Genomic DNA, 22,208 nt, shown 5'->3' with positions numbered 1-22,208 from the left:
ATTGCCTGACATCGATCAGCGACGCATGGCTCGATTCAGCGACGTCTGATCAGCCGGGATGGGCCAGAAATTGACGCAGGCTGATGGTGTGCCGCTGTCAGTGACGTGGTGGCGCGACGCTCTCACGGGCGACCAGGGCTGGGGCGATGGTCTGCCGCAGTGCCCCGCCGGTGCCCGACTCGATCTGGGTCAGGAGCATCTGCAGGCTTGCCCGCGCCACCGCGTCGAAGTCCGGACGGACGGTGGTCAGTGGCGGAATGAAGTACGCCGCCTCTGGCACGTCGTCGAAACCGACCACGCTGATGTCGTCCGGCACCCGCCGGCCAAACTCGTGCAACGCCCGCAGCACGCCCAGCGCGAGATGGTCGTTGGCGGTGAAGACCGCGGTGACCTCTGGCATCCGCGCCAACATCTGCCCGGACCGGTAACCCGAGGCGGCGGACCAGTCCCCCGGCATCAGCGGCGGCGGAACCACCCCAGCCGCCAGCAGTGCCTCGCGCCAACCGTCGATCCGGCCGACGCTGTCGAACCAGTCGGACGGCCCCGAGACATGCCAGACGGTGCGATGCCCCGCGTCGAGCAGATGCTGGGTCGCCGCCCGAGCGCCCGCCACCTGGTCGACCGTCACCAACGGAACCGGCCCACTCGGGTCACCGTCGACCGTGACCAGCGGGACGTCCTTGGGCAGGCGTTCCAGAGCCTCACCGGCCGACTCCACCGGTGCGATGACCACGATGCCGGCGACCCGGTGCGACAGGTGCCGCTCAACGGCGGCCGAGATGGAACGGTGGTCCAGGTTACGTACGCTGCCGACACTGACCGCGAAACCCTCTGCCGCGGCGGTCTGCTCCAACGCGGCCAGCAATGACGCCGGACCGTAGAGCGTCGTGTTCTGCGCGACCACGCCGATGACCTGCGATCGACCGGTCACCAGAGTGCGAGCCGCGCCGTTCGGGCGGTAGCCGAGTTCGGCGATCGCCGCCCGCACCCTCAGCCGGGTCTGCTCACGAACGTTGGGGTGCCCGTTGAGCACCCGCGACACCGTCTGATGGGAGACACCGGCCAGACGGGCGACGTCTGTCATCGCGGGACCGTGGACGGCCATTGCACTCCCCCCGCTACGTCTCCGGCCCGCGGCCCGTCGACGTCGACTGGAGCGGCCCGGCCCGATCCCCCTCGCTCAGCCACCACGCCGGTGCTGAATCCCGGTGACCAGCGCTGGATCGCCGCCAGTCTACGCCAGCCACCGCCGGGAACATGGCATGCCTGTGCGGGGGACTGTGGGACGCGCCCATGCCACACGACGCATTCCCCGCGCCACCGTACGCGGCCAAGTCGGCGTGCGGCACGGGCCCCGGTGGCACGCCGGCCTGCTCCACACTCCTGGACTGAGCGTGGAGCAGGTCGGCGAGGACTTGACCCGGTGGCGCGGGCCGACGTGCCGGGTGGGCATGCGCTCGCCCGCGCCACCGGTCAGACCGATCGCGGTGTGACTGGCGTCACGGTGCTGTCAGATCGAATCGGCGTACCGTCACCGCGCCGCCGAGCGCCTGGGTGGCGTGGTTGAAGATGGCGAATCGGTAGCCCATGAAGAACTGCCAATTGCTGTCCAGGGTCAGAGCGTTGCCGAACGAGGTGAAGGTGACCCCGTCCGTGCTGTACGAGAAACGGGCCTGCCGGCCGGACCCGGGTCTGATGTCGGCGTTGGCGCGCAACCAGATCCGGCCACCGGAGACGGCGGTGCCCGCCACCTCGCTGCCGGTGCTGGTGGTGTTCCAGTTGCCGTCCATCGTGAGGCCGTTCTGCATGACCAGACGCGTGGACCCGTTGTCCCGCCGGACCCCGATCCAGGCGGACGAGTTGCGCAGCACCGCCAGGCCGGTGCGATCACCGTCGCGCATGGTGGAGTAGTCCAACTCGATGGTGGCCGTGGAGCTGGGGCCCTGGATCCGGTGCGTCAGCGTGTTGCGCGCCCCGTACAGGTCGCCGGTGACGGTGGCGGTCTGCAGGCTCAGCCCGTTGTTCACCGACCATCTACTGTTGTCCGGGTTGTGGTTCCACTCCCACTGCGGGCCGAGGGTGGTGCCGGCGAACGTGTCGGTGCCGGTGAGCGGCTTCACCGCCCGGGGTGGCGCGGGCAGGTTCGGCTTCGGGTACGAGCTGCCCCACGCGCCGTTGACCGTCTGCAGCACGGGCCAGCCGTCGCTGGTCCAGGTGATCGGCGCCATGGCCGGCATCCGACCACCGGGGTACGCGTCGACGAAGGCCATGTAGTACCAGTCGCCGTTCTGGGTCTGCACCAGCCCACCCTGGTGCGGCACACCGCCGCCGGAGATCGGGCCGGGCAGGTTGAGCAGCACCTGACGCTGCTCGTACGGGCCGAAGGGACCGTTTGTCGACTTCAGCACGTACTGGCCGTTGGCCGGGCGGGTGAGCCAGATGTAGTAGGCGCCGTTGCGCTTGTAGAACCGGGCCCCCTCCAGGGTGCCGATGCTCGACGGCGTGGTGTACACCTGCTGGGCGCGAACCTGGGACCGCCCATCGGCGGAGAGCTGTGCCACGCTGATGGCCCCGTTGCCGTACGCCACGTACATGGTGTCGTTGTCGTCGATCAACATGCCGGCGTCGTAGTAGCAGTTGGGGATTGTCGTGTGCCGGCTCCAGGTGCCGTCGACGGCGGACGCGGTGTAGATGTGGGTCTGCGCGAAGTCGATGCACCCCGCCCAGTAGAACGTCCGGTTGCTCGGCCGGTAGTTCAACGTCGACGCCCAGATTCCGTCGACGTAGGCCCGGCCGCCGCTCATGTCGTATTTCGACCCGAAGTCCAGCCGGGGCACGGAATGACCGGCGAACTCCCAGTTGACCAGGTCGTACGAGCGCAGCACCGGAGCGCCCGGTGAGTAGTGCATCGTGGACGCCGACATGTAGTAGACGTTGTCCACCCGAATGATGTCGACGTCGGCGAAGTCCTGCCACACTGTCGGATTCGAGTACGACGTGCCGGGGTTGCCGCCGCCCCCGACGGGGACGAGCTGCCACTGCTGGTTGTTGCCACCCCAGTCGTCGTACTGCACCACGTTGCCACCATCGGCCGTCGAGGCGCCCTGCACCTCCACCACCTTGTTGCTGTTGCGGTTGATCAGCCGCACGTAGCCACCGGCCGAATCCGCCAACCGGAACTGCTGGTTGGTTCCGTTGCCGTCAGCCCACTGCACCACCGCGGCCCCGTTCGCGGTGGAGAAGTTGTAGATGTCGAGAACCTTGCCCGAATGCCGCGACTTCAACCGGTAGTAGCCGCCACCGGAGTCCACGAACTGCCACTGCTGCCACGCACCGTCGTTACGCGCCCACTGCGTGATCCGCGCACCGTCATTCGTCGCCTGGTTGTACACGTCCAGCGCCTTGCCGCTGTTGCGGTTCACCAACACGTACCACGCGTTGGTGTCCACGGTCGCCGCTGACGCGGCCGTCGGCGCGACCGCCGCCAGAGCGCTGCCGACCACCACCGCGACCGCCGAGGCGACGACCCGCGACAGCCACCCACGCCCCCGCGCGGATGGCGCTCTCCAGGGAACCCGACCGATGGCAACCATGATCCTCCTTCGCTGGCCTGAGGTGCCGGACGTTCTGGGCCGGCATCCGCATCGCCGGTCGGCGCAACTGGCCAGACCATGAATGTGATCGCTAACAGCAGCTTCTGCCATGGTGCGGCGATCACTCGACCTCGACAGGGTGGCGCGGATCAGAGCCGTCGTAGCACAGGCATCGAGTTGTTTAGATGCTTACTGTTATCGATAACATGACCGTAGTCAAGACGAAACATGGTTCAACGGTTGAGCTGATCAGGCAGACAGCGAAGGACCCGCTGGAGCCGCGAGGCGCTTGGCGACGTGGCGTGCGCTTGTCACCCAGGTCGGCGAGCGGGCCTGAGCCGCCACAAACAGGCGCGAGGCGCCCGCCCCTGTGCCTGGGGCGGGCGCCTCGCTGTGCCCGGGGGGCCGCGGCGGCTGGGGCCTCAGAAGCCGCGGGACAGCCGGTAGTAGGCCTGGTTCCAGCGGATCTCGTCGGCAAAGCGGCGGGGCTCCGTGTTGGCGTCGATGACGACGAGTTCGGTCTTGCTCATCTCCGCCAGATCGTGCAACTCCTCCACACCCACCGCCTGCGACAGCACCGTGTGGTGCGGCGCGCCAGCGGTGATCCACGCCTCGGCCGAACCGGGCAGGTCGGGTCGCGGACGCCAGACGGCCCGCGCCACCGGCAGCCGGCGCAGCGGTTGCGGCGGAGACACCACGTCGATTTCGTTGGCCACGAGCCGGAAGCGCTCCCCCATGTCGGCCAGGCCGAGCACCACCGCCGGACCGGGCGCGGCGTCGAACACGAGCCGGACCGGATCCTCCCGACCACCGATGCTCAGCGGATGGATCTCCACGTTGGGTACGTCGGACGCGATGGTCGGGCAGACCTCGAGCATGTGGGCACCGAGCACCAGCTCCTCGCCCGGGGTGAGGTCGTAGGTGTAGTCCTCCATGAACGACGTGCCGCCGCTCACGCCCACCGACATCGCCTTGAGGGTGTGGACCAGGACGGAGGTCTTCCAGTCGCCCTCGCCGCCGAAGCCGTACCCGTCCGCCATCAGCCGCTGCACGGCGATACCCGGCAGCTGACGCAGGCCGCCGAGGTCCTCGAAGTTCGTGGTGAAGGCCCGGAACCCGCCAGCGTCCAGGAAGGCGCGCATGCCGAGCTCCAGGCGCGCGGCGTACCGCAACGAGTCGTGCTGCTCACCCCCGGGCAGCAGCTCGCCGACGATGCGGTAGGTGTCCTCGTACTCCTTGACCAGGTCGTCCACCTGCGCGTCGGTGACCTCGCCGACCACCTCGACCAGGTCGTTGACGCCGTAGGTGTTGACCGACACCCCGAAGCGCAACTCCGCCTCGACCTTGTCACCCTCGGTCACCGCCACGTCGCGCATGTTGTCGCCGAAGCGGGCCAGCCGCAGCGACCGCATCGCCGACCAGCCGAGCGCCGCGCGCGCCCACGCCCCGACCCGGGTCGTCACCCGCGGGTCGCTGACGTGCCCGGCCACCGTCTTGCGGGCCACACCGAGACGGGTCTGGATGTACCCGAACTCGCGGTCGCCGTGAGCGGCCTGGTTCAGGTTCATGAAGTCCATGTCGATGTCGTTCCACGGCAGCAGAACGTTGGCCTGGGTGTGCAGGTGCAGCAGCGGCGTCTGCAGCGCGTCCAGACCAGCGATCCACATCTTCGCCGGAGAGAACGTGTGCATCCAGGCGATGACCCCGATGGCGCCCTGGGCGGCGGCGTCCCGGCAGACCTGCAGGATCTCACTGCTGTTGGTCAGGACAGGCTTCCAGACCACTCGGGCGGGGATCTGCGGCGAGTCGTCGAGCGCGGCCGCGATCTGGCGGGACTGCTCGGCGACCTGCCGGAGCGTCTCCTCTCCGTACATGCCCTGGCTGCCGGTGAGGAACCAGATCTCGGGTTCGGTGTGTGGTGCCATGGAGTTGCCTTCCGCGAGAGGGGCGGTCATTTGTAACGGATTCCGATGAGGCGCTGCAGGAGGATGAACGCGAAGAGCAGACCGCCGATCACGATCTTCGTCCACCAGGAGTTCAGGCTCCCATCGAAGGTGATGAGGGTCTGAATGACGCCCAGGACCAGTACGCCCAGCACCGTGCCGAAGACGTAACCCGCGCCGCCGGTGAGCACGGTGCCCCCGATGACGACGGCGGCGATGACATCCAACTCCATGCCCACGGCGATCAGGGGCGCGCCGGAGAGGGTGTAGAAGGACAGCAGGATCCCGCCGATCGCGGAGCACAGGCCGCTGATCGTGTAGACGGCGATCCGGGTACGCCCCAACGGCAGACCCATCAGCAGTGCCGACTGCGAGTTGCCGCCGATGGCGTACACGTTGCGCCCCAGCCGGGTGTAGGCCAGCGTGTACGCGGCGACGGCGACCACGACGAAGGCGATCAGCACGCTGATCGACACGAAGTTGCCCCTGGGGTCACCGATCCGTTCCTGCGACATCCTGGTCCAGAACCCGTCGGTGATCGGGATGGACGAGCCGGAGATGAACGTACACAAACCCCGGGCGAAGAACATCCCGGCGAGCGTGACGATGAACGGCTGGATCTCGAAGAAGTGGATGGCGCAGCCCATCAGCAGGCCGAGCGTCGGGCCGATGAGCAGGGCGATGACGAGCACCAGTGCCGCCGGCAGCCCCTCCTGGAGCAGCCAGGCCGACACCATGGCCGTCATGGCGACGACGGACCCGACCGACAGGTCGATGCCGCCGGTGAGGATCACGAAGGTCATGCCCACCGCGACGACGAGCAGGAAGCCGTTGTCGATGAAGACGTTGAAGATGACCTGCACGTTGGAGAACGCCTGGTACTGCGACACCCCGATGCCGTACAGGACCAGCAGCAGGACGAGCGTGGCCAGGACCGGTATCTGCCGCCTCGGCAGCCGGGACCTGACACGGCCAGCGGTGAGCGATCCAGTGGTCATGCCGGCACCTGCTCCTTCGGCTTGTCGGCGACGGTGGCGGGCGGCGGGGTGTTACGCCTACGGCGGGTGAACCGGGCCCGGAAGGCCGGCGCCTGGATGAGGCAGACGGCGATCACGACGACCGCTTTGAACAGCAGCGAGGTCTGCGGTGAGATGTTCATGGCGTACACCGTGGTGGTCAGGGTCTGGATGATCAGCGCGCCGAGGATGGTGCCGCTGAGGAAGAACCGGCCACCGGCGAGGGACGTACCGCCGATGACGACCGCGAGGATGGCGTCCAATTCCACCCAGAGGCCGACGGCGTTGCCGTCGGCACTGGAGACGTTGGCCGTCATCATGAAACCAGCGACCGCGGCGCAGACGGCGCTGAGGACGTACGCGAGGAGAATGACCCGGCCGGAGCGGATGCCGGCGAGTCGGCTCGCCTCGGCGTTACCGCCCACCGATTCGACGATCATGCCGAGTGCGGTGCGGCGGGTGAACGCCGCGACGAGCAGTGCCGCGGCGAGGGCGATGAAGATGGCCAGCGGCAGGGTCAGCAGGTGGCCCAGCCCGATCGCCCGGAACGGCTCGGAGTTGATGGTGATGATCTGACCCTGGGTGATCAGCTGGGCGAGGCCCCGGCCGGCCACCATCAGGATCAGGGTGGCGATGATCGGTTGGATCCCGATCACGGCCACCAGCACCCCGTTCCAGGCGCCGAGCACGAGCGCGACCCCCAACGCCATCGCGAGGGCGGTCAGCACCACGGCAAGGCTGTTCTGGTCGGTCTGCTTGCTGATGTACATGCAGGCGATCGCGCCGCTGATCGCGCACACCGAGCCGACCGACAGGTCGATGCCACCGGTCGAGATGACCAGGGTCATGCCCAGTGCGACGAGGATCAGCGGCGCGCTCAGCCGCAGGATGTCGATCGGCGAGCCGTACAGGTGCCCGTCCTTGAGCTCGATGGACAGGAACCCGGGCCGGTAGATCGTGTTCGCGGCGAGCATGACGACCAGCACGGCGGCGGGCCAGAACAGCCGGTGACCGACCACCGTCCGGTAGCGGCCCATGGTGTCGTTCATCGGTCTGCCTCCTCCCGGTGAGATCCACTCGCGATGGTCTGCATGATGCGGTCGGCGTCGAGGCTCTCGTCGTTGGCGAGCTGCGCGACCATCTGCCGGTCCCGCATCACGGCCACCTTGTGACTGAGGCGCAGCACCTCCTCCAGTTCGGCGGAGATGAACAGCACCGCCATGCCGCCGTCGGACAACTGCGTCACGAGCTTCTGGATCTCGGTCTTCGCGCCGATGTCGATGCCCCGGGTCGGTTCGTCGAGGATCAACAGTCGTGGCTCAGTGATCAGCCACCGGGCCAGGAGCACCTTCTGCTGGTTGCCACCGGAGAGGTTGCGTACCGGCACCTCCGGGTCCGCGGGCCGGATGTTGAGTGCCTTGATGTACTTGTCGACCAGTTCGTCCTGGCGACGACGCGGGATGGGCCGCAGCCAGCCGCGCGCGGCCTGCATGGCCAGGATCATGTTCTCGCGGACCGACAGGTCGGCGACGATGCCTTCCGCGCGGCGGTTCTCCGAACAGAAGCCGAAGCCCTGGTCGATGGCCTGTGCAGGGGTGCGCAGGCTGCTCGCCGCGCCGTCGAGCGCGACCTGACCGCCGTCCGTCCGGTCGGCCCCGAACAACAACCGCGCAACCTCGGTACGCCCGGAGCCCAGCAGACCGGCCAGGCCGACCACCTCGCCGGCGTGGATGGTGAGGCTGAACGGCTCGACCGCGCCCGCCCGGCCAAATTTCGACACCGCCACCAGGGGGGTGCCCTCCTCCAACGCGGCCAGATCCCGGCGGGAGTGCTCCTCGATGCCCTCCAGGACGTCGAGTTCCTTGCCGATCATCTTCTCAACCAGGGAGAGCTGGGGCAGCTCGGCGGTCTGGTACTCGCCGACGAGCCCGCCGTTGCGCAGCACGGTGATGCGGTCGGCGATCTCGTAGACCTGGTCGAGGAAGTGGGTCACGAACAGGATGGCGATGCCCTCGTCGCGCAGTTGCCGCATGATGCGGAACAACTGCGCCACCTCGCCGGCGTCGAGACTGGACGTCGGCTCGTCCAGGATCAGCACCCGGGCCTGAATGTCGATCGCGCGGGCGATGGCGACCATCTGCTGGATCGCCAGGGAGTACGAGCCGAGCGGTGCGCTGACGTCGAGGTCGAGGTCGAGGCGGGCCAGCAGGGCTCGGGCGCGGCGGCGGACCTCACCCCAGCGGACGGCACCCAGCAACCGGGGCTCACGGCCGATGAAGATGTTCTCCGCCACCGAGAGGTTGGTGCAGAGGTTGACTTCCTGGTAGACGGTGCTCACCCCGGCGGCGTTCGCCTGCATCGGCCCGGTGAAGGACGCCTGCTCGCCGTCGAGGGTGATCGTGCCCTCGTCGGTGTCGTAGACGCCGGTCAGCACCTTGATGAGGGTCGACTTGCCGGCGCCGTTCTCGCCCATCAGGGCGTGCACCTCGCCAGGAAAAAGCTGAAAGTTGACGTTGTGGAGTGCGCGCACCCCGGGGAAGGACTTGCTGATCCCGGTCATCGTCAGGACCGGACGGCTATCCGTCATCCCATCAGACCTCTTCTGGGTTGTCGACACGGAAGGGCCGCTACGCTCCCGCGACGCCCGCCCGGTCGACCCTGGGGGTCGCTCGGGCGGGCGTGGTACGGGGGTCGCCGCGGGCCAAGCCCGGTCCGTTTCGGGTAGGGAAGCGACGCGGCGGGGCCGCCACGCGAGCGCGGCGACCCCCCCGGCGTCGATCAGTACTTGCGGTTGGGCAGAGCTTCCTTGGCCTGCTCAGACGTGAAGGTGGTCTCCTCGGTCTCGATCCGAACAGGCACCTCCTCGCCCGCGTGGACCTTCTTCGCCAGGTCCATCAGCTGCGGGCCGAGCAGCGGGCTGCACTCCGCGATGAAGTTGAACTTCCCGTCGGCGAGAGCCTGCATGCCGTCCTTGACCGCGTCGACCGTGATGATGGTGATGTCCTTGCCGGGCACCTTGCCGGCCGCGGTGATCGCCTCGAGCGCGCCCAGGCCCATGTCGTCGTTGTGCGCGAACAGCACGTCGATCTTCGGGTTGGCCTTGAGGAACTGCTCCATGACCTGCTTACCGCCGGCCCGGGTGAAGTCGCCCGTCTGGGAGGCGATGACCTTCAGGTTCGGGTTGGTGGCGATCGCCTCGGCGAAGCCCTTCTTGCGGTCGTTGGCCGGCGCCGCGCCGGTGGTGCCCTGCAGCTCGACGATGTTCACCGGACCCGAGGCGGTCTTCTTCTGCTCGACCAGCCACTCACCCGCGAGCCGGCCCTCCTTGACGAAGTCCGAGCCGAGGAAGGTCTTGTACAGGCTCTTGTCGGCCGAGTCGACCGAGCGGTCGGTCAGGATGACCGGGATCCCGGCGTCCTTGGCCTCCTTGAGCACGGTGTCCCACCCGGATTCCACCACCGGCGAGAAGGCGATCACGTCGACCTTCTGCTGGATGTAGTTGCGGATCGCCTTGATCTGGTTTTCCTGCTTCTGCTGCGCGTCGTCGAACTTCAGCTCGATCCCCGCCGCCGTGGCGGCGTCCTTGATCGAGGTGGTGTTCGCGGTACGCCAGCCGCTCTCGGCGCCGACCTGCGAGAAGCCCATCGTGATCTTGCCGTCGTCCTTGGTGCCGCCGTCGCCGGTGTCGCTGTTGCCGCAGGCCGCCACGCTGCCGACGAGCAGCACGCTGGCGAGGACCGCGGCAGCGCGCCACGGAGCGGACTGCGTTCGCATCTTTCTCATCAGATCTCCTTGGCTCAGTGTGGTGGGTGACCGCGCCAGACCGCCGAGGTGCAGGGAGCGGCATACGCGGGTGGTGCGTGCTGCTACTTACGTGGTGCAGACCGACGGTTTCCGGCATGGCCGGCAAGCGGTCAGGAACCCGCCGGTGGGACTGGTTGTTGACCGTAGACGTTCTGGTAACGGTCATAGAGAGCGTCGATGTCCGCCTGCGCCATCGGCACCGGCTGCCCGAGTGCGCGAGCCAGGTGCGCCGTACGGGCAACGTCCTCACACATGACCGCGGCCTTGACTGCCGCGCGGGCGTCCCGGCCGATGGTGAAGACGCCGTGGTTACGCATCAGCACCGCGGGTGAGCGGTGCCCGGCGAGCGTGCCGACGATGCCCTTGCCGATGTCGTCGCCGCCGATCAGGGCGAACGGACCCACCGGAATCTCCCCGCCGAACTCGTCAGCCTGGGCGGTGAGGTGGCAGGGAATCGCCTCCCCTCGCGCGGCCCAGGCGGTGGCGTACGAGCTGTGCGTGTGCACGACCCCACCGACCTCGGGCATGGCCCGGTAGACGTATGCGTGGGCGGCGGTGTCGCTGGACGGGGCGAGATCCCCCTCGACGAGGACACCATCGAGGTCACACACGACCATGGTCTCCGCGGTGAGATCGTCGTAGCCCACGCCGCTCGGCTTGATCACCATGAGGCTTTGGCCGGGAACCCGCGCGGAGATGTTGCCGGCCGTCCAGGCGACCAGGCGGTACCGGGTGAGCTCGGCGTGCAGGCGGGCGACCGTCTCGCGCAGCTCGTCGATCTGTCGGGTCACCTCGGCGTTCATGCGACCACCTCCAGCGCGGTCTCGTGCGGGGCCGTGACGGTCTCGGCCGCCGCGTTCCGGATCGCCCGCAGGCGGAGCATGACGTCGTTGCCGCCGCGACCGAAGTGGTCGTGCAGCGTCCGGTACTCGGCGTACAGGGCGTCGTAGGCGCGCGCCCGGTCGGGATCCGGTCGGTAGACGGCCTCGTGCACCCGACCCATCGCCTGCGACGCTTCCTGGATCGAGGGATATTCACCGGCGGCGACGGCGGCATGGATCGCCGAGCCCAGTGCGGGCCCCTGGGCGGAGGCGATGATGTTCAGCGGCCGCTGGGTCACGTCGGCGTAGATCTGCATCAACAGGTCGTTGTTGGTGAGACCACCGGCGATCACCAGGTCGTTCACCGCGACTCCGGCCTCGACGAACGCCTCGATGATCATCCGCGTGCCGTAGGCGGTGGACTCCAGCAGCGCCCGGTAGATGTCCGGTGGCCGGGTGGCCAGGGTCATTCCGACGATCATCCCGCTGAGGTCGTGGTTGACCAGCAGCGAGCGGTTGCCGTTCCACCAGTCCAGCGCGATCAGTCCGTGCGCGCCGACCGGTTGGCTCGCGGCCAGCTCGGTGAGCTGTTCGTGCGAGGCGACGCCAGCCGGGGCGGCGTGCTCGACGAACCAGCCGAAGATGTCCCCGACACCGCTCTGCCCGGCCTCGTAACCCCATGCGCCGGGGCTGATTCCGCCGTCCACGACACCGCACATCCCGGCCACTTCGGCGAGCTGCGCGCCGTTGACCACGTGGCAGGTCGAGGTACCCATGATCGCGACGAGCCGACCGGGCTCGACGGCCTGCGCGGACGCCGCGGTGACGTGCGCGTCGACGTTGCCGGCGGCCACCGCGATCCCCTCCGGCAGGCCGGTCCAGGCGGCGGCTCGCGCGGTGAGCGTGCCGGCCCGGGCACCGAGGGACAGCAACGGACCATCCAGCTTGGCCACGAAATCGCCAAAGCCTGGGTTGAGCGCGGTCAGGAAGCCCTCGGAAGGGTACTGGCCGTCCTGCAGGATGCCCTTGTAACCGGCTGTGCAGACGTTGCGGGTCTCGGTGCCGCTGAGCTGCCAGACAATCCAGTCGGCTGCCTCGATGAAGCGCTCGGCCCGGTGGTAGACCTCGGGGTCCTCCTCCAGGATCTGGAGTCCCTTGGCGAACTGCCACTCGGCGGAGATCTTGCCGCCGTACCGGCCGATCCACGGTTCTGCCCGTTCGTGGGCCAGCGAGTTGATCCGGTCGGCGTGCGGCTGCGCGGCGTGGTGCTTCCACAGCTTGACCCAGGCGTGCGGCCGGTCGCGCAGCTCGGGATCCTCGCACAGTGGAGTGCCCTCGGCGTCGGTCGGCAGCACCGTGCAGGCGGTGAAGTCGATGCCGATGCCGACGACCGCGGCGGGGTCCACCCCTGCGGCTGACAGTGCCGCCGGGACGGCGTACCGCAGCACGTCGCGGTAGTCCTCCGGGTTCTGCAGAGCCCAGTCCGGGGGCAGCGCTCGGCCTCCCGGAAGCGTCGTGCTGATGACGCCGTCGCCGTACTCGTGCACCGCGGTCCCCAACTCGGCACCATCGCCGACACGGACCACCAGAGCTCGCCCGGACAGGGTGCCGAAGTCGACACCGACGACGTAGCGGTCGTCAGCTCCATCCACACGGTTCATGTTCACCTCCACCGTTAACGGGGATAGTGTTAACGCTCACATCAAGCCTCGTCAAGACATCTACCCGCAACAGCTCCGTAACGGAACGCAGAAGCCGGGGCCGACTCGGGCGCGTCGATATCGGACCGGTGCAAACTGTGCCATTTCCGGAACCGACCGCAACGTGCAGCGACCGAATGAGTCGCCATCCGGTCCCGCCGCCGACCCGGCACCGCATCGGCAGGCCGTGCGACAGGCCCTGCATCCCACGCGGCGGTGGGGCCACCGTCCGATCACGACCGCTCGTCGGCCGGCGAGAATGTCAGCGATAACATCAACAGGGCTGCCCCACCCGGATGATCGGATCAGCGGAACGGCAGTCGGCCACCACCGGGCTCAGGATTGAGCCGCCCGGGGGCCGGCACGCGCCGCACCCAGCCAGACGCCAGGACCGTGTTATCGATAACATTCAACGTCTCAAGGGTCGCCTCGGCGCGGCTGCGAGCCTCGCGCGCCGGGCGCCCCCGGTTGACCGACTCGTGATCCGTGAAAGTCGTGGTGTCAGAGGCACGGCGACAGACCGACTTCACGGAATCCGAGCGATCAAATTGGCCGGCGCCCACGCCCACGGACACGGACAGCTGACGGCCCGGCCCACCGGGGCCGGGCCGTCGGTCGTCGCGATGGCGGAACGTCGAGCGCCGGTCGGATCAGGCGGCCCGATTGCGGTTGTACAGGGCCTTGGCCCAAAGGAAGCAGAGCACGCTGATGACGACGCACCAGACGACCGCGATGATCCCGTTGGCGCCGATCCCGGTGCAGAGGAGCAGGCCGCGAAGGGTCTCCATGACGGGCGTGAAGGGCTGGTAGTCGGCGAACCACCGAACCGGGGTCGGCATCGAGTCGGTGGGGACGAACCCGCTGCCGAGAAACGGCAGGAGCACCAGCGGCATGGGTAGGTTGCTGGCCGTCTCGACACTCTCGCTCACCAGGCCGAGGGCCACCGACAGCCAGGTGAGCGCAAAGGTGATCATGGCGAGGACGCCAATGGCGGCGAGCCACTCGACCGGGTTGGCCGTGAGCGCGGATGATGTGCCACATGGCCCGGCGGCTGCGCGGGTCGAGGCCGTTGGTCGGCTCGTCGAGGAAGATGACGCGGGGGTCGCCGACCAGGGTCATCGCGAGATCGAGCCGCCGGCGCATGCCGCCGGAGTACGTCGACACCGCTTGCCCGCCGCCTCGGTCAGGTCGAACTGGTCGAGCAGGTCGGCGATCCGTCGCCGGCCGGCGGCCTTGTCGGCGCCGTTGGGGCCGAGCAGGGCGAAGATCGTTCCCTCGGTGATCATGAGGTCGATGCCGTCCAGGACGACCTTGTCACCGTAGGACTTCCGGAGGTTGGTGGCGACGATCGCGGGCTGCATGGGGCTGGTCATGGTCTCCTCCTCAGTGGTCTGTGTGGTCGCAGATCAGGCGCGGCGGATCATGATGTCGCCGTAGGCGGTGTTCGCCCGGACCTCGACCATCTCGTCGGTCTGCGCCGGGCTGTCGGTCGTCTCGAGGGCGTTGTGCACGCGGCCGTGCTTGGAACTGACGTCGAGCCAGGCGGCGGTCCCGCCACGGATGCCGACCTCGATGGCCCCGTACGAGGTGCTCAGGTCGATCGCCCCCCGGACGACCTCGCCCAGCCGGACGTTGCCGTACGCGGTGCGTGCCGTCACCGAGGCCATCGGCGCGCCGACGGTGATGTCGCCGTACGCGGTGTTGACCCGGACGTCTCCGCCGCTGTGGCCGATCCAGCAGTCGCCAGAGGAATTCTTGATCTCGGCGGGGCCGTCGACCGCACCGATGCGCACCTTGCCGGACGACACCTTCACCCGGGCGGAACCCGTGACGCGCTCCACCGCGACCTCGCCGTGGCTGCTGTCGATGTCCAACGGTCCGGTCTCGTCGAGCCGGATCCCACTTCCGGTCTTGATCCGGCATTCGCCGAGCCGACCCTCGCAACGGAACGCCGCCCACGACGACTCGGCGTGCACCCGCGACCCGCTCGGCAGCTCGATCAGGACATCGACCGACGGCCCGGGGCCGAAGCCGTAACGGCGCCAACTCTTCGGCACCCTGATCACCAGTTGCCCGGCGGCGTACTCGACGGTGGTCTGCTCCGCGGCGCTCACGTCGGCCTTGCTCGACGGGTCGCGGGGCCGCACCGTCACCACCGTGTCGGTGCGGTCGGTCGCGCTGATCCAGGCATCCCCGACGGGCAGCTCGACCTGGACGGAAATGGGCTCTGGCGTTTCGAAAATAGGCATGGTGGTCTCCCGGAAGGTGGTCGGCGAATGTCGCCGCTGGTCAGCGGCGCGAAGAAAGAGGGGGTACGGGGAGTTAGCGGGCCCAGCCGGTGAAGTGCTGGCCGGAGCGCGGCTCTGCCCGGCGGGGCGGGCGCCGCTCCGTTTCGCCTGCCCCGATGGCGCCGGCGACAGCTCGCACCAGCCACGCGTTGACCGAGAGCCCGGCGCGACCAGCGGCCTCCTCGACGCTGGCCTTCAGGTGGTCGGGGAGCCGGAGGTTGATCCGGGAGGTGCCGCCGTCGTCACCGTCGGGCGCGAGCACTGGCACCGACAGCGTCGGCGGGCCGCTGGCCTCGCCCACCCCCTCATTGACCGACGGGCTGGCCGGCGCCACCACGAAGTCCGGCTCGCGCCCACGCAACCGGACGTGCACCGAACCCGGCGCGAGCTCACGGGTGATCTCGTCAGCCGCGTCGGACAGCGCCTCGAGCAACGTGAGACGGGTTGCCGCCTCCAGCTGCGCGAAGAGCCGTTCGGCCAGCATTCGGGCCTCCGGATCGACGCCCTCCGCAGCCACGGCGAACTCGTTACGCAGGTTCTCGACGTATGACCTCAGCTCCATGGCACCATGGTGGCACCACTTTGGCTCAGACCGCAACCCTCATGGCTCATGGCGGCACCAAAGGTCACGCGATTGAGCCCGTCCGATTCGGGTAAACCGCGGTCTACCGCGCCGTCGGGTGACGGCGCCGCCACCTGATGGCGGGGCTGGCCTCGGGCAGATCGCGGGACAAGGACTGCCGAGACGCCTCGGGGGGACGTCGGATGGATCAACGCGGTTGAGCGGGCCGGACACCTCCGGGGAGGTCGTGGAGCTGCGGGTGCACGGGGTTTCCGGCGCGAGCGCCGGAGAGGTGCTGGGCCTGCAGCAGACTGCGCAGGTCGCGGGTGACCGCAGTGGTGGCTTCTACCGACCACGCCGCCGGTGTTCGGAGACCATCGGCGCGCCTGGGGTGACGCTGGAGGCGTACCGCTGGGGTGACCTGCCCTCCGGCACCGCGGCCCGCACCCTCGCGGTGGTCTTCCTGCTGCCGTTCATGCTGGTCAACGTAGCGATCTGGATGCGCCCGGCGAATCCCGGTTCCGCGGCCACGGTCAAATCTCTGTGCCGGGTGCTGGCGCTCACGCTCACGGTGCTGTACGTGCTCGCCGTCGCCGGTGTCGCCCTGGATCTGATCGGCTGGAAGTGCCTGTCCTCGCCACGCTGCCCGGCCGGGCGCAGCTGGTTGGCCTGGCTGAATGAACGGCCGGTCGGACCGCGCCTGGCGGTGCTCGCGCTGGTCCCGGCCGCCGCGATCGGCCTGATCTGGCGGATCAGCAACAGCCCCGGGCGGACGTTGGACGCGTTTCGCGCGCCCGATCAGTCCGGCTCCGTGTCTCGGCTCGGCACGGTCGGTCAGTGGAACGCCAACCCGCTGGTGGGCCGGTTGCGCTCCATTCACGTCGCCGCCGCGTTCGCGACACTGGACCTCACTCTGCTCCTGGCCCGAGCCGCCGGCGGCGCCTCGGCGGCCACGATCGCGTTGACGGTGGCCACCGGGGTGACATTGGCGAGCTGTGTGGGCCTGCTCTGCACGCCCCCGCTGATCGACCGGGCCGCTGACGATCGACGGCTCGACGGGGTCACCCATACGCTCCGGATCGCTGCCATCGTCCTGACCGTCGTCGTCGTGGCCTACCTGCTGGCCAGCCCGCAGCCGTGGCACGAGGGGCACGGGCTGCCCGGCTACGACGCGATCCTGGCCGGGTTGTTCGTCGCCCAGACGACGCTGTTGGTCGCCCTGGGCGTGGTGCTGCTCTGGCGCCGGGACCGAGGCACTACCCCGCTGTTCGGGCTGGGCGCGCTCGTGATCGCGGCCGCCGGGATCAGCCTGGGGGTGGCGTACTCGGCCGAGTTGATCTACCGGGTCGCGGACTTCCTGGATCGCGACGTGCCAACCGGGGAGGGCATCGCCACCGGTCCGCCCCGGGCATACACCTGGGCGATCTACGGCTTCTTTCGCGCGGTGCTCGTCACGCTGATCGTCGCGGGCCTGGTAAGCCTGATCTCCCGCCGCGGTCGGCGCCGCGCTGCGGCGGCGATCGTCGCGCGCGACTACCCGAACCCACCGGCGGAGGCCAGGCCCCGACTGCGGCAGGTCCGAGACGCGATAGCGCGGGCTCGGTTCACCGAGAAACTGGTGCCGCTGGCCGTGCTCTACAGCTGCCTCGCCGGGCTCGGCACGGCCACCACCACCATCGGCCTCCTGGGGCAGTTACCGAGCGACGTCATCGAGCGGAACGCCGGGCTGTCGGCGGGCGCGGTCATCTTCGGCATCTCGGCCGGCAGTTGGGTGATCGCGGCCATCATCCTGGGCCTGATCATCGGTGGTGTCTTCGCCTACCGGACCGTCCCGTACCGGCGGCACGTCGGCGTCCTCTGGGACCTTGGCACCTTCTGGCCCCGGGCCGCCCACCCCTTCGCACCACCCTGCTACGCCGAACGCGCCGTGCCGGAGCTAGCCCGCCGAATCACCTACCTCGTCGAGAGCGGCCATCCGGTGCTGCTCACCGGGCACAGCCACGGCTCGGTCCTGCTCGCCGCCACGGTGCTCCAGTTGCCGCCGCAGGTCGCCAGTCGGGTCGCCCTGCTCACCCACGGGTCACCCCTGCGCCGGCTCTACGCGCGGCTCTTCCCCGCCTACGTCGACGACGCCGCACTGCACGAGATCGGCCGCCGGGTCGGTTGGCGCTGGGTGAACCTGTGGCGCGACTCCGACCCCATCGGCGGCTGGATCTTCTCCGCCCACCGGTCACCCGCGCCGGCCACCACCAGCGACCCGGCCGCCGCGGTGGATCGCCGGCAGCGCGATCCCCGCGACGTCGTGACGCCCCCCAGCGACAGCATCCCACCGCCCATCCACGGGCACTGGCCGGACGAATCCGACGAGCCGTTCACCGCGATGGTGCGGGAGTTGGTGCAGCGCCTCGGTGGGCGAGCCGATCCGCCCGTCACACCGACGTAGCGGGCGGGGTCACTTTCCGCGGCTCGCCCGCGTACGCCAGTCGTCGAGGCGCGTACCGTCGCTGCGCGCGCCGTCGGCCGGGACGAGCGAGCGTTCGCCCGAAGCCGGTCGGAACCCACGTAGGACGGAATCCGTGCGCTGATGCAGGACAATCGCCGGAGAACAGTTCGACGAGATCACCCCAACCCCAGGAGGTCGACGTGGCCGCGGTATCCCACCCGGTGTTCGCCAGGGTCTACGAGCGGCTCAGCGTCGCCATGGACCGCGCCGGCACCGCGGAGTTCCGGCGGGACCTGGTCGCCGGCCTGTCCGGCCGGGTGATCGAGATCGGCGCGGGCAATGGGCGGATGTTCTCCCACTACCCGCCGGGGGTGACCGAGGTCGTCGCGGTCGAGCCGGAACGACGGCTACGTGCCGCTGCCGAGCGCGTGGCGCCGACCGCGCCGGTTCCGGTCACGGTCGTCGACGGTCTGGCCGAGACGCTGCCCGCCGGGGACGGCGACTTCGATGCGGCCGTGGTCGCGTTGGTGTTGTGCACCGTGTCCGATCAGGCGGGTGCGCTGGCCGAGGTCAGCCGGGTGCTGCGCCCCGGCGGCCAGCTACGTTTCTTCGAGCATGTCGCCGCCGAGAAGCCCAGCAGTCTGCACCGAACCCAACGACTTCTCGACGCGACACTGTGGCCGAAGTTCTTTGCCGGCTGCCACACCAACCGCGACACCGTCGCCGCCATCGGGATGGAAGGGTTCGTGATCGAGGAACTGCGCCGGTTCCGTTTCCCAGCCACCAGCAACAGCCCGTCCTCGCCCTGCGTTCTTGGACGGGCGATCAGACCAGCCCCGACCGCCCTGCGATAGGGAAACGAAGACGCGAAAACCACCCTCATCTGCGACGGTTCACGCGGCGTCAGCGGCGGGCAGGGCGGCCAGCCAGTCGTCGAGGTCTGCCGGGGAGCGCAGTAACACCACGGTCGGCGCGGACGGGTCGGCCTGCCAGGCCCGCATCCGCCGTCGAGCCCGGCCGAACGCGGTGATGTGCCACACCAGGATCGAGTCCCGGGACAGCACGCTGCTCAGTGATTCGCGGTTGCCGTTGCAGATCTCCTCGCCCGTCACCACCCGGCGGACGGTGCGCCGTAGCAACCGCCCGTAGGAGCACCACCGTGGATAGTCGAGGCCGACGACGAGATCGGCACGAGCCATCGGTACGTCCCGCCAGCCGTGGTACGCCCCGTCGATGATCCAGCGGTCCCGTCGGCAGATCCCCTCGATCCGGCTGCGCTGCTGGGCGACCGGCACCTCGACCCAGCCCGGCTGCCAGAGCAGATCGTCCACCGGATACCAGGGCAGCCCGAGGTGTTCGGCCAAACGCGCCGCGAGGGTGGACTTGCCGGAGCCGTACACGCCGTAGACCAGGATGCGACGCGGTGCGCTCATCGCGGCAGCGTACGTCGTGAGGAAAAATCGCTTGTCGTTCCCGACGTGCTCCGCGAGAGTGACGTCCATGACGTACTGACGGACACCACCCCTGCTCCGCGCCCCCGAGTGACGCCTCCCCGGGGCCGTGCCGCCGTCCGTTCCTGCGTTCTCAGCGAGAAGCGAGCAACCTTGTCCCCGCACCACGCCCCTCGTAAGCCCCTGCCCAAGTCCACCCCAGCCACGGTCACGGTGTTCGCCTCGCCCGCGAGCTGGATCGAGTCCGATGCGCTCGCGCAGTGTCAGCAGGTAGCCGCCCTCGACGGCATGGTCCACGTTGCCGCGATGCCGGACCTGCACCCCGGCAAGGGCGCGCCCATCGGTGCGGCCATGGCGTCAACGGTGTTGTACCCGTTCCTGGTGGGCTCCGACATCGGCTGCGGCATCGCCGTGTTCCCCGTCAAACTCAAGCGTGCCGTACCGGAGCGGCTCGCCTCCCGGTTCCCCGACCTCGACCGTGCCCTGGACCCGGAGCAGGACGCCGACGACCCGGCCTGGTCCATCGTCCAGGATGACGTTCCGGCCGGTCACTGGGACGGCCTCGGGACGGTCGGCCGAGGCAACCACTTCGTCGAGCTGGCACGCGTCGACACGATCATCGACTCGACCCATGCGAGTCGACTCGGGCTGGACGCCGGCGATCTCGTGCTCATCGTCCACAGCGGTTCCCGTGGTCTGGGCGAGCGGATCCTGCGGGCGCACACCGAGGTCCACGGCGCCGGTGCCGCCCCCGATCCCGCCGCCTACCTGACGATGCACGACGACGCCGTGCGTTGGGGATCGCTCAACCGCCGGGTGCTGGCCGCCCGGGTCGCGTACGCGCTGGGGGCCGAGCCCGCCGCACCGATCGTGGATGAGTGCCACAACCTGGTCGAGGTGCGCGACGGGGTCTACCTGCACCGCAAGGGCGCCGCGCCGGGTGACGGCCGCGACGTCCTCGTCGCCGGTACGCGGGGCACGGCGTCCTACCTGGTGGCCGCCCATGCCGGCTCGGGCGCCAACTATTCCGTGGCGCATGGCGCTGGCCGCAAGATGTCACGCGCCGACGCCCTGCGGCGGGGCCGGGCCAAGCACACGGTCGAGGAGCTACGCCGCACGCCGGTGGGCTCGCTGGTGGTGTGCGGCGACCGCCAACTGCTCTTCGAGGAGGCGCCCACAGCGTACAAGCGCATCGAGCAGGTGATCGCCGACCTCGTCGAGCACCAGTTGGCCACGCCGGTGGTCAGCACGACTCCCCTGGTCACCTACAAGACGCCCGAGCTCGGGTCCACCGCACGGCCGCAGCGGCGGGGCCACCGCGGCGGGCGAGGCCGGTCGTGAGCGTGCTCCGTGATCGTGTCGTACTCAGTGGTCGGTGTGACGAGGACCGCCTCGTTCCCGGTGGAGGTCGTGGGGCCGCCGGGTGACGGTCGCACCCCGCCCACCGCGACCCTGGGCGAGAAACGACCGTAGGGTGATGGCATGGCTGAGCGACCTCTGACCCTGATGGCGGTGCACGCCCACCCCGACGACGAGGCGACGAGCACCGGTGGCGTCCTTGCCCGCTATGCCGCCGAGGGGATCACGACGGTGCTCGTGACCTGCACCGACGGGCGGTGCGGTGACGGCCCTGGTGGGGTCAAGCCGGGTGACCCGGGGCACGATCCGGCCGCTGTCGTGGCGATGCGCCAGGCCGAGTTGGAGGCCAGCTGCGCGGTGTTGAAGGTCAGCCACCTGGAGATTCTTGGTTACGCCGACTCCGGGATGATGGGCTGGCCGACCAACGACCTGCCCGGCGCGTTCTGGACGACGCCGGTCGCGGAGGCGGCGGGCCGGCTCGCGGAGCTGATCCGGCAGTACGAACCAGACGTGATCGTCACGTACGACGAGAACGGTTTCTACGGCCACCCGGACCACATCCAGGCTCATCGGATCACCATGGCCGCTGTCGAGATGACGGACAGCCCGGCGAAGGTGTATTGGACCACTGTGCCGCGTACGGCGTTCGAGGAGTTCGGCCGGATCATGCGGGAACTCGGCGTCGATTGGGCCGAGCCGGATGAGGCGGCGGAGCCGGCGCCGCAGCTCGGCCTGCCCGACGACGAGATCACCACCTGGGTGGACACGAGCAGCTACGGCGCACAGAAGTTCGACGCGCTGGCCACCCATGCCAGTCAGACCGAGAACATCTTCTTCCTGCAACTGGGCCGGGAGCGGTTCACCGAGCTGATGGGTGTGGAGACCTTCGTCCGGGTCGGTGACCGGACCGGCGCGCCGACACCCGAGGACGACCTCTTCGCCGGTCTGCGCTGAACGGAACGACCGGCCTGCCGCCATCGACCTTCGAAAGTTTCGCGGGCGGCGCGCGAGGGGTTCCGCAGCTCATCTGACCAATTTCCGGAAGTTTTCAGCGTTGACGTGCTGACATCGACAGCCTTAACGTTTCGAGCAAGTTTCCGGTTTCCGGCCGGAACTACCGGCCCCGCCCACCATCAGCCCCAACCCCGGGCGCCCGAACGCGTTCCCCACCCGCAGCAGCCGGACCCGCAACTTCTTGATCGACAACTGTCTATCGATGATGTGGAAA

17 protein-coding genes and 1 pseudogene are annotated in these 22,208 nt (G+C 69.1%); 4 read left to right on the top strand and 14 right to left on the bottom strand.

Annotated elements, in window-relative coordinates:
* Positions 1 to 97: 97 nt before the first annotated feature.
* The 13 genes and pseudogenes from OG811_RS20110 to OG811_RS20050 form a co-directional block, all read right to left on the bottom strand.
* Positions 98 to 1,084, bottom strand: coding sequence for a LacI family DNA-binding transcriptional regulator (locus OG811_RS20110; protein WP_406067872.1), 987 nt, complete (start codon positions 1,082 to 1,084; stop codon positions 98 to 100).
* 415 nt (positions 1,085 to 1,499) lie between these two features.
* Positions 1,500 to 3,593 (bottom strand): RICIN domain-containing protein, encoded by a 2,094-nt coding sequence (locus tag OG811_RS20105; RefSeq protein WP_406067871.1) that lies wholly within the window; start codon positions 3,591 to 3,593, stop codon positions 1,500 to 1,502.
* 422 nt (positions 3,594 to 4,015) lie between these two features.
* Positions 4,016 to 5,518 carry an L-arabinose isomerase gene (araA, locus tag OG811_RS20100; protein WP_406075814.1) on the bottom strand — a complete coding sequence of 501 codons (1,503 nt, stop codon included), beginning with the start codon at positions 5,516 to 5,518 and terminating at the stop codon, positions 4,016 to 4,018.
* 26 nt (positions 5,519 to 5,544) lie between these two features.
* Positions 5,545 to 6,534: a galactofuranose ABC transporter, permease protein YjfF gene (gene yjfF / locus OG811_RS20095; protein WP_406067870.1), complete on the bottom strand. Its 990-nt coding sequence runs from the start codon at positions 6,532 to 6,534 to the stop codon at positions 5,545 to 5,547.
* Positions 6,531 to 7,601 carry an ABC transporter permease gene (locus tag OG811_RS20090; RefSeq protein WP_406067869.1) on the bottom strand — a complete coding sequence of 357 codons (1,071 nt, stop codon included), beginning with the start codon at positions 7,599 to 7,601 and terminating at the stop codon, positions 6,531 to 6,533. The genes yjfF and OG811_RS20090 overlap by 4 nt, the downstream gene beginning before the upstream one ends.
* Positions 7,598 to 9,139, bottom strand: coding sequence for a sugar ABC transporter ATP-binding protein (locus tag OG811_RS20085; RefSeq protein WP_406067868.1), 1,542 nt, complete (start codon positions 9,137 to 9,139; stop codon positions 7,598 to 7,600). The genes OG811_RS20090 and OG811_RS20085 overlap by 4 nt, the downstream gene beginning before the upstream one ends.
* Positions 9,140 to 9,330: 191 nt before the next feature.
* Positions 9,331 to 10,335, bottom strand: a complete 1,005-nt coding sequence (locus tag OG811_RS20080) for an ABC transporter substrate-binding protein (RefSeq protein ID WP_406067867.1) — start codon at positions 10,333 to 10,335, stop codon at positions 9,331 to 9,333.
* Positions 10,336 to 10,466: 131 nt separating this feature from the next.
* Positions 10,467 to 11,159, bottom strand: a complete 693-nt coding sequence (locus tag OG811_RS20075) for an L-ribulose-5-phosphate 4-epimerase (protein ID WP_406067866.1) — start codon at positions 11,157 to 11,159, stop codon at positions 10,467 to 10,469.
* Entirely contained in the window at positions 11,156 to 12,838 is a 1,683-nt protein-coding gene (gene araB / locus OG811_RS20070) for a ribulokinase (RefSeq protein ID WP_406067865.1), read from the bottom strand. Before araB ends, OG811_RS20075 begins: the two co-directional genes overlap by 4 nt.
* Positions 12,839 to 13,527: 689 nt before the next feature.
* Positions 13,528 to 13,851, bottom strand: coding sequence for an ABC transporter permease (locus tag OG811_RS20065; RefSeq protein WP_406067863.1), 324 nt, complete (start codon positions 13,849 to 13,851; stop codon positions 13,528 to 13,530).
* A gap of 49 nt (positions 13,852 to 13,900) precedes the next feature.
* A pseudogene (locus OG811_RS20060) lies at positions 13,901 to 14,250 on the bottom strand (ATP-binding cassette domain-containing protein); the annotation flags it as partial.
* Positions 14,251 to 14,283: 33 nt separating this feature from the next.
* A complete protein-coding gene (locus OG811_RS20055; protein ID WP_406067861.1) occupies positions 14,284 to 15,126 on the bottom strand; it encodes a DUF4097 family beta strand repeat-containing protein in 843 nt (280 codons plus the stop codon).
* Positions 15,127 to 15,199: 73 nt separating this feature from the next.
* Positions 15,200 to 15,727: a hypothetical protein gene (locus OG811_RS20050; RefSeq protein ID WP_406067859.1), complete on the bottom strand. Its 528-nt coding sequence runs from the start codon at positions 15,725 to 15,727 to the stop codon at positions 15,200 to 15,202.
* Positions 15,728 to 15,944: 217 nt separating this feature from the next.
* Here OG811_RS20050 and OG811_RS20045 point away from each other — a divergent pair, with 217 nt between their 5' ends.
* Entirely contained in the window at positions 15,945 to 18,170 is a 2,226-nt protein-coding gene (locus OG811_RS20045) for a hypothetical protein (protein ID WP_406067857.1), read from the top strand.
* A gap of 200 nt (positions 18,171 to 18,370) precedes the next feature.
* Entirely contained in the window at positions 18,371 to 19,024 is a 654-nt protein-coding gene (locus tag OG811_RS20040) for a class I SAM-dependent methyltransferase (protein WP_406067855.1), read from the top strand.
* 39 nt (positions 19,025 to 19,063) lie between these two features.
* On the opposite strand, the gene OG811_RS20035 is transcribed toward OG811_RS20040, so the two are convergent.
* Positions 19,064 to 19,603, bottom strand: coding sequence for an adenylate kinase (locus OG811_RS20035; protein WP_406067854.1), 540 nt, complete (start codon positions 19,601 to 19,603; stop codon positions 19,064 to 19,066).
* 171 nt (positions 19,604 to 19,774) lie between these two features.
* Between OG811_RS20035 and OG811_RS20030 the strand changes: the two genes are divergently transcribed.
* Positions 19,775 to 20,962 (top strand): RNA ligase RtcB family protein, encoded by a 1,188-nt coding sequence (locus OG811_RS20030; RefSeq protein WP_406067853.1) that lies wholly within the window; start codon positions 19,775 to 19,777, stop codon positions 20,960 to 20,962.
* Between the two features lie 141 nt (positions 20,963 to 21,103).
* The gene (locus tag OG811_RS20025) at positions 21,104 to 21,934 is read left to right on the top strand and encodes a PIG-L family deacetylase (RefSeq protein WP_406067851.1); all 831 of its coding nucleotides are present in this window, start codon (positions 21,104 to 21,106) and stop codon (positions 21,932 to 21,934) included.
* Positions 21,935 to 22,208: the final 274 nt, after the last annotated feature.

The sequence above is a fragment of the Micromonospora sp. NBC_01638 genome (genome assembly GCF_045209745.1).
Classification (GTDB): Bacteria; Actinomycetota; Actinomycetes; order Mycobacteriales; family Micromonosporaceae; genus Micromonospora.
The sequence above is the reverse complement of the archived record's forward strand: the minus strand, read 5'-3'. Positions and strand labels throughout refer to the sequence as shown.

What these genes read in the sequence shown, in the direction of transcription:
- OG811_RS20025 (WP_406067851.1), top strand. Translation starts at nt 21,104, where the DNA reads ATGGCTGAGCGACCTCTGACCCTGATGGCGGTGCACGCCCACCCCGAC.
- OG811_RS20090 (WP_406067869.1), bottom strand. Translation starts at nt 7,601, where the DNA reads ATGAACGACACCATGGGCCGCTACCGGACGGTGGTCGGTCACCGGCTG.
- OG811_RS20085 (WP_406067868.1), bottom strand. Translation starts at nt 9,139, where the DNA reads ATGACGGATAGCCGTCCGGTCCTGACGATGACCGGGATCAGCAAGTCC.
- araB (WP_406067865.1), bottom strand. Translation starts at nt 12,838, where the DNA reads ATGAACCGTGTGGATGGAGCTGACGACCGCTACGTCGTCGGTGTCGAC.
- yjfF (WP_406067870.1), bottom strand. Translation starts at nt 6,534, where the DNA reads ATGACCACTGGATCGCTCACCGCTGGCCGTGTCAGGTCCCGGCTGCCG.
- OG811_RS20080 (WP_406067867.1), bottom strand. Translation starts at nt 10,335, where the DNA reads ATGAGAAAGATGCGAACGCAGTCCGCTCCGTGGCGCGCTGCCGCGGTC.
- OG811_RS20035 (WP_406067854.1), bottom strand. Translation starts at nt 19,603, where the DNA reads ATGAGCGCACCGCGTCGCATCCTGGTCTACGGCGTGTACGGCTCCGGC.
- OG811_RS20105 (WP_406067871.1), bottom strand. Translation starts at nt 3,593, where the DNA reads ATGGTTGCCATCGGTCGGGTTCCCTGGAGAGCGCCATCCGCGCGGGGG.
- OG811_RS20110 (WP_406067872.1), bottom strand. Translation starts at nt 1,084, where the DNA reads ATGACAGACGTCGCCCGTCTGGCCGGTGTCTCCCATCAGACGGTGTCG.
- araA (WP_406075814.1), bottom strand. Translation starts at nt 5,518, where the DNA reads ATGGCACCACACACCGAACCCGAGATCTGGTTCCTCACCGGCAGCCAG.
- OG811_RS20065 (WP_406067863.1), bottom strand. Translation starts at nt 13,851, where the DNA reads ATGATCACCTTTGCGCTCACCTGGCTGTCGGTGGCCCTCGGCCTGGTG.
- OG811_RS20055 (WP_406067861.1), bottom strand. Translation starts at nt 15,126, where the DNA reads ATGCCTATTTTCGAAACGCCAGAGCCCATTTCCGTCCAGGTCGAGCTG.
- OG811_RS20050 (WP_406067859.1), bottom strand. Translation starts at nt 15,727, where the DNA reads ATGGAGCTGAGGTCATACGTCGAGAACCTGCGTAACGAGTTCGCCGTG.
- OG811_RS20075 (WP_406067866.1), bottom strand. Translation starts at nt 11,159, where the DNA reads ATGAACGCCGAGGTGACCCGACAGATCGACGAGCTGCGCGAGACGGTC.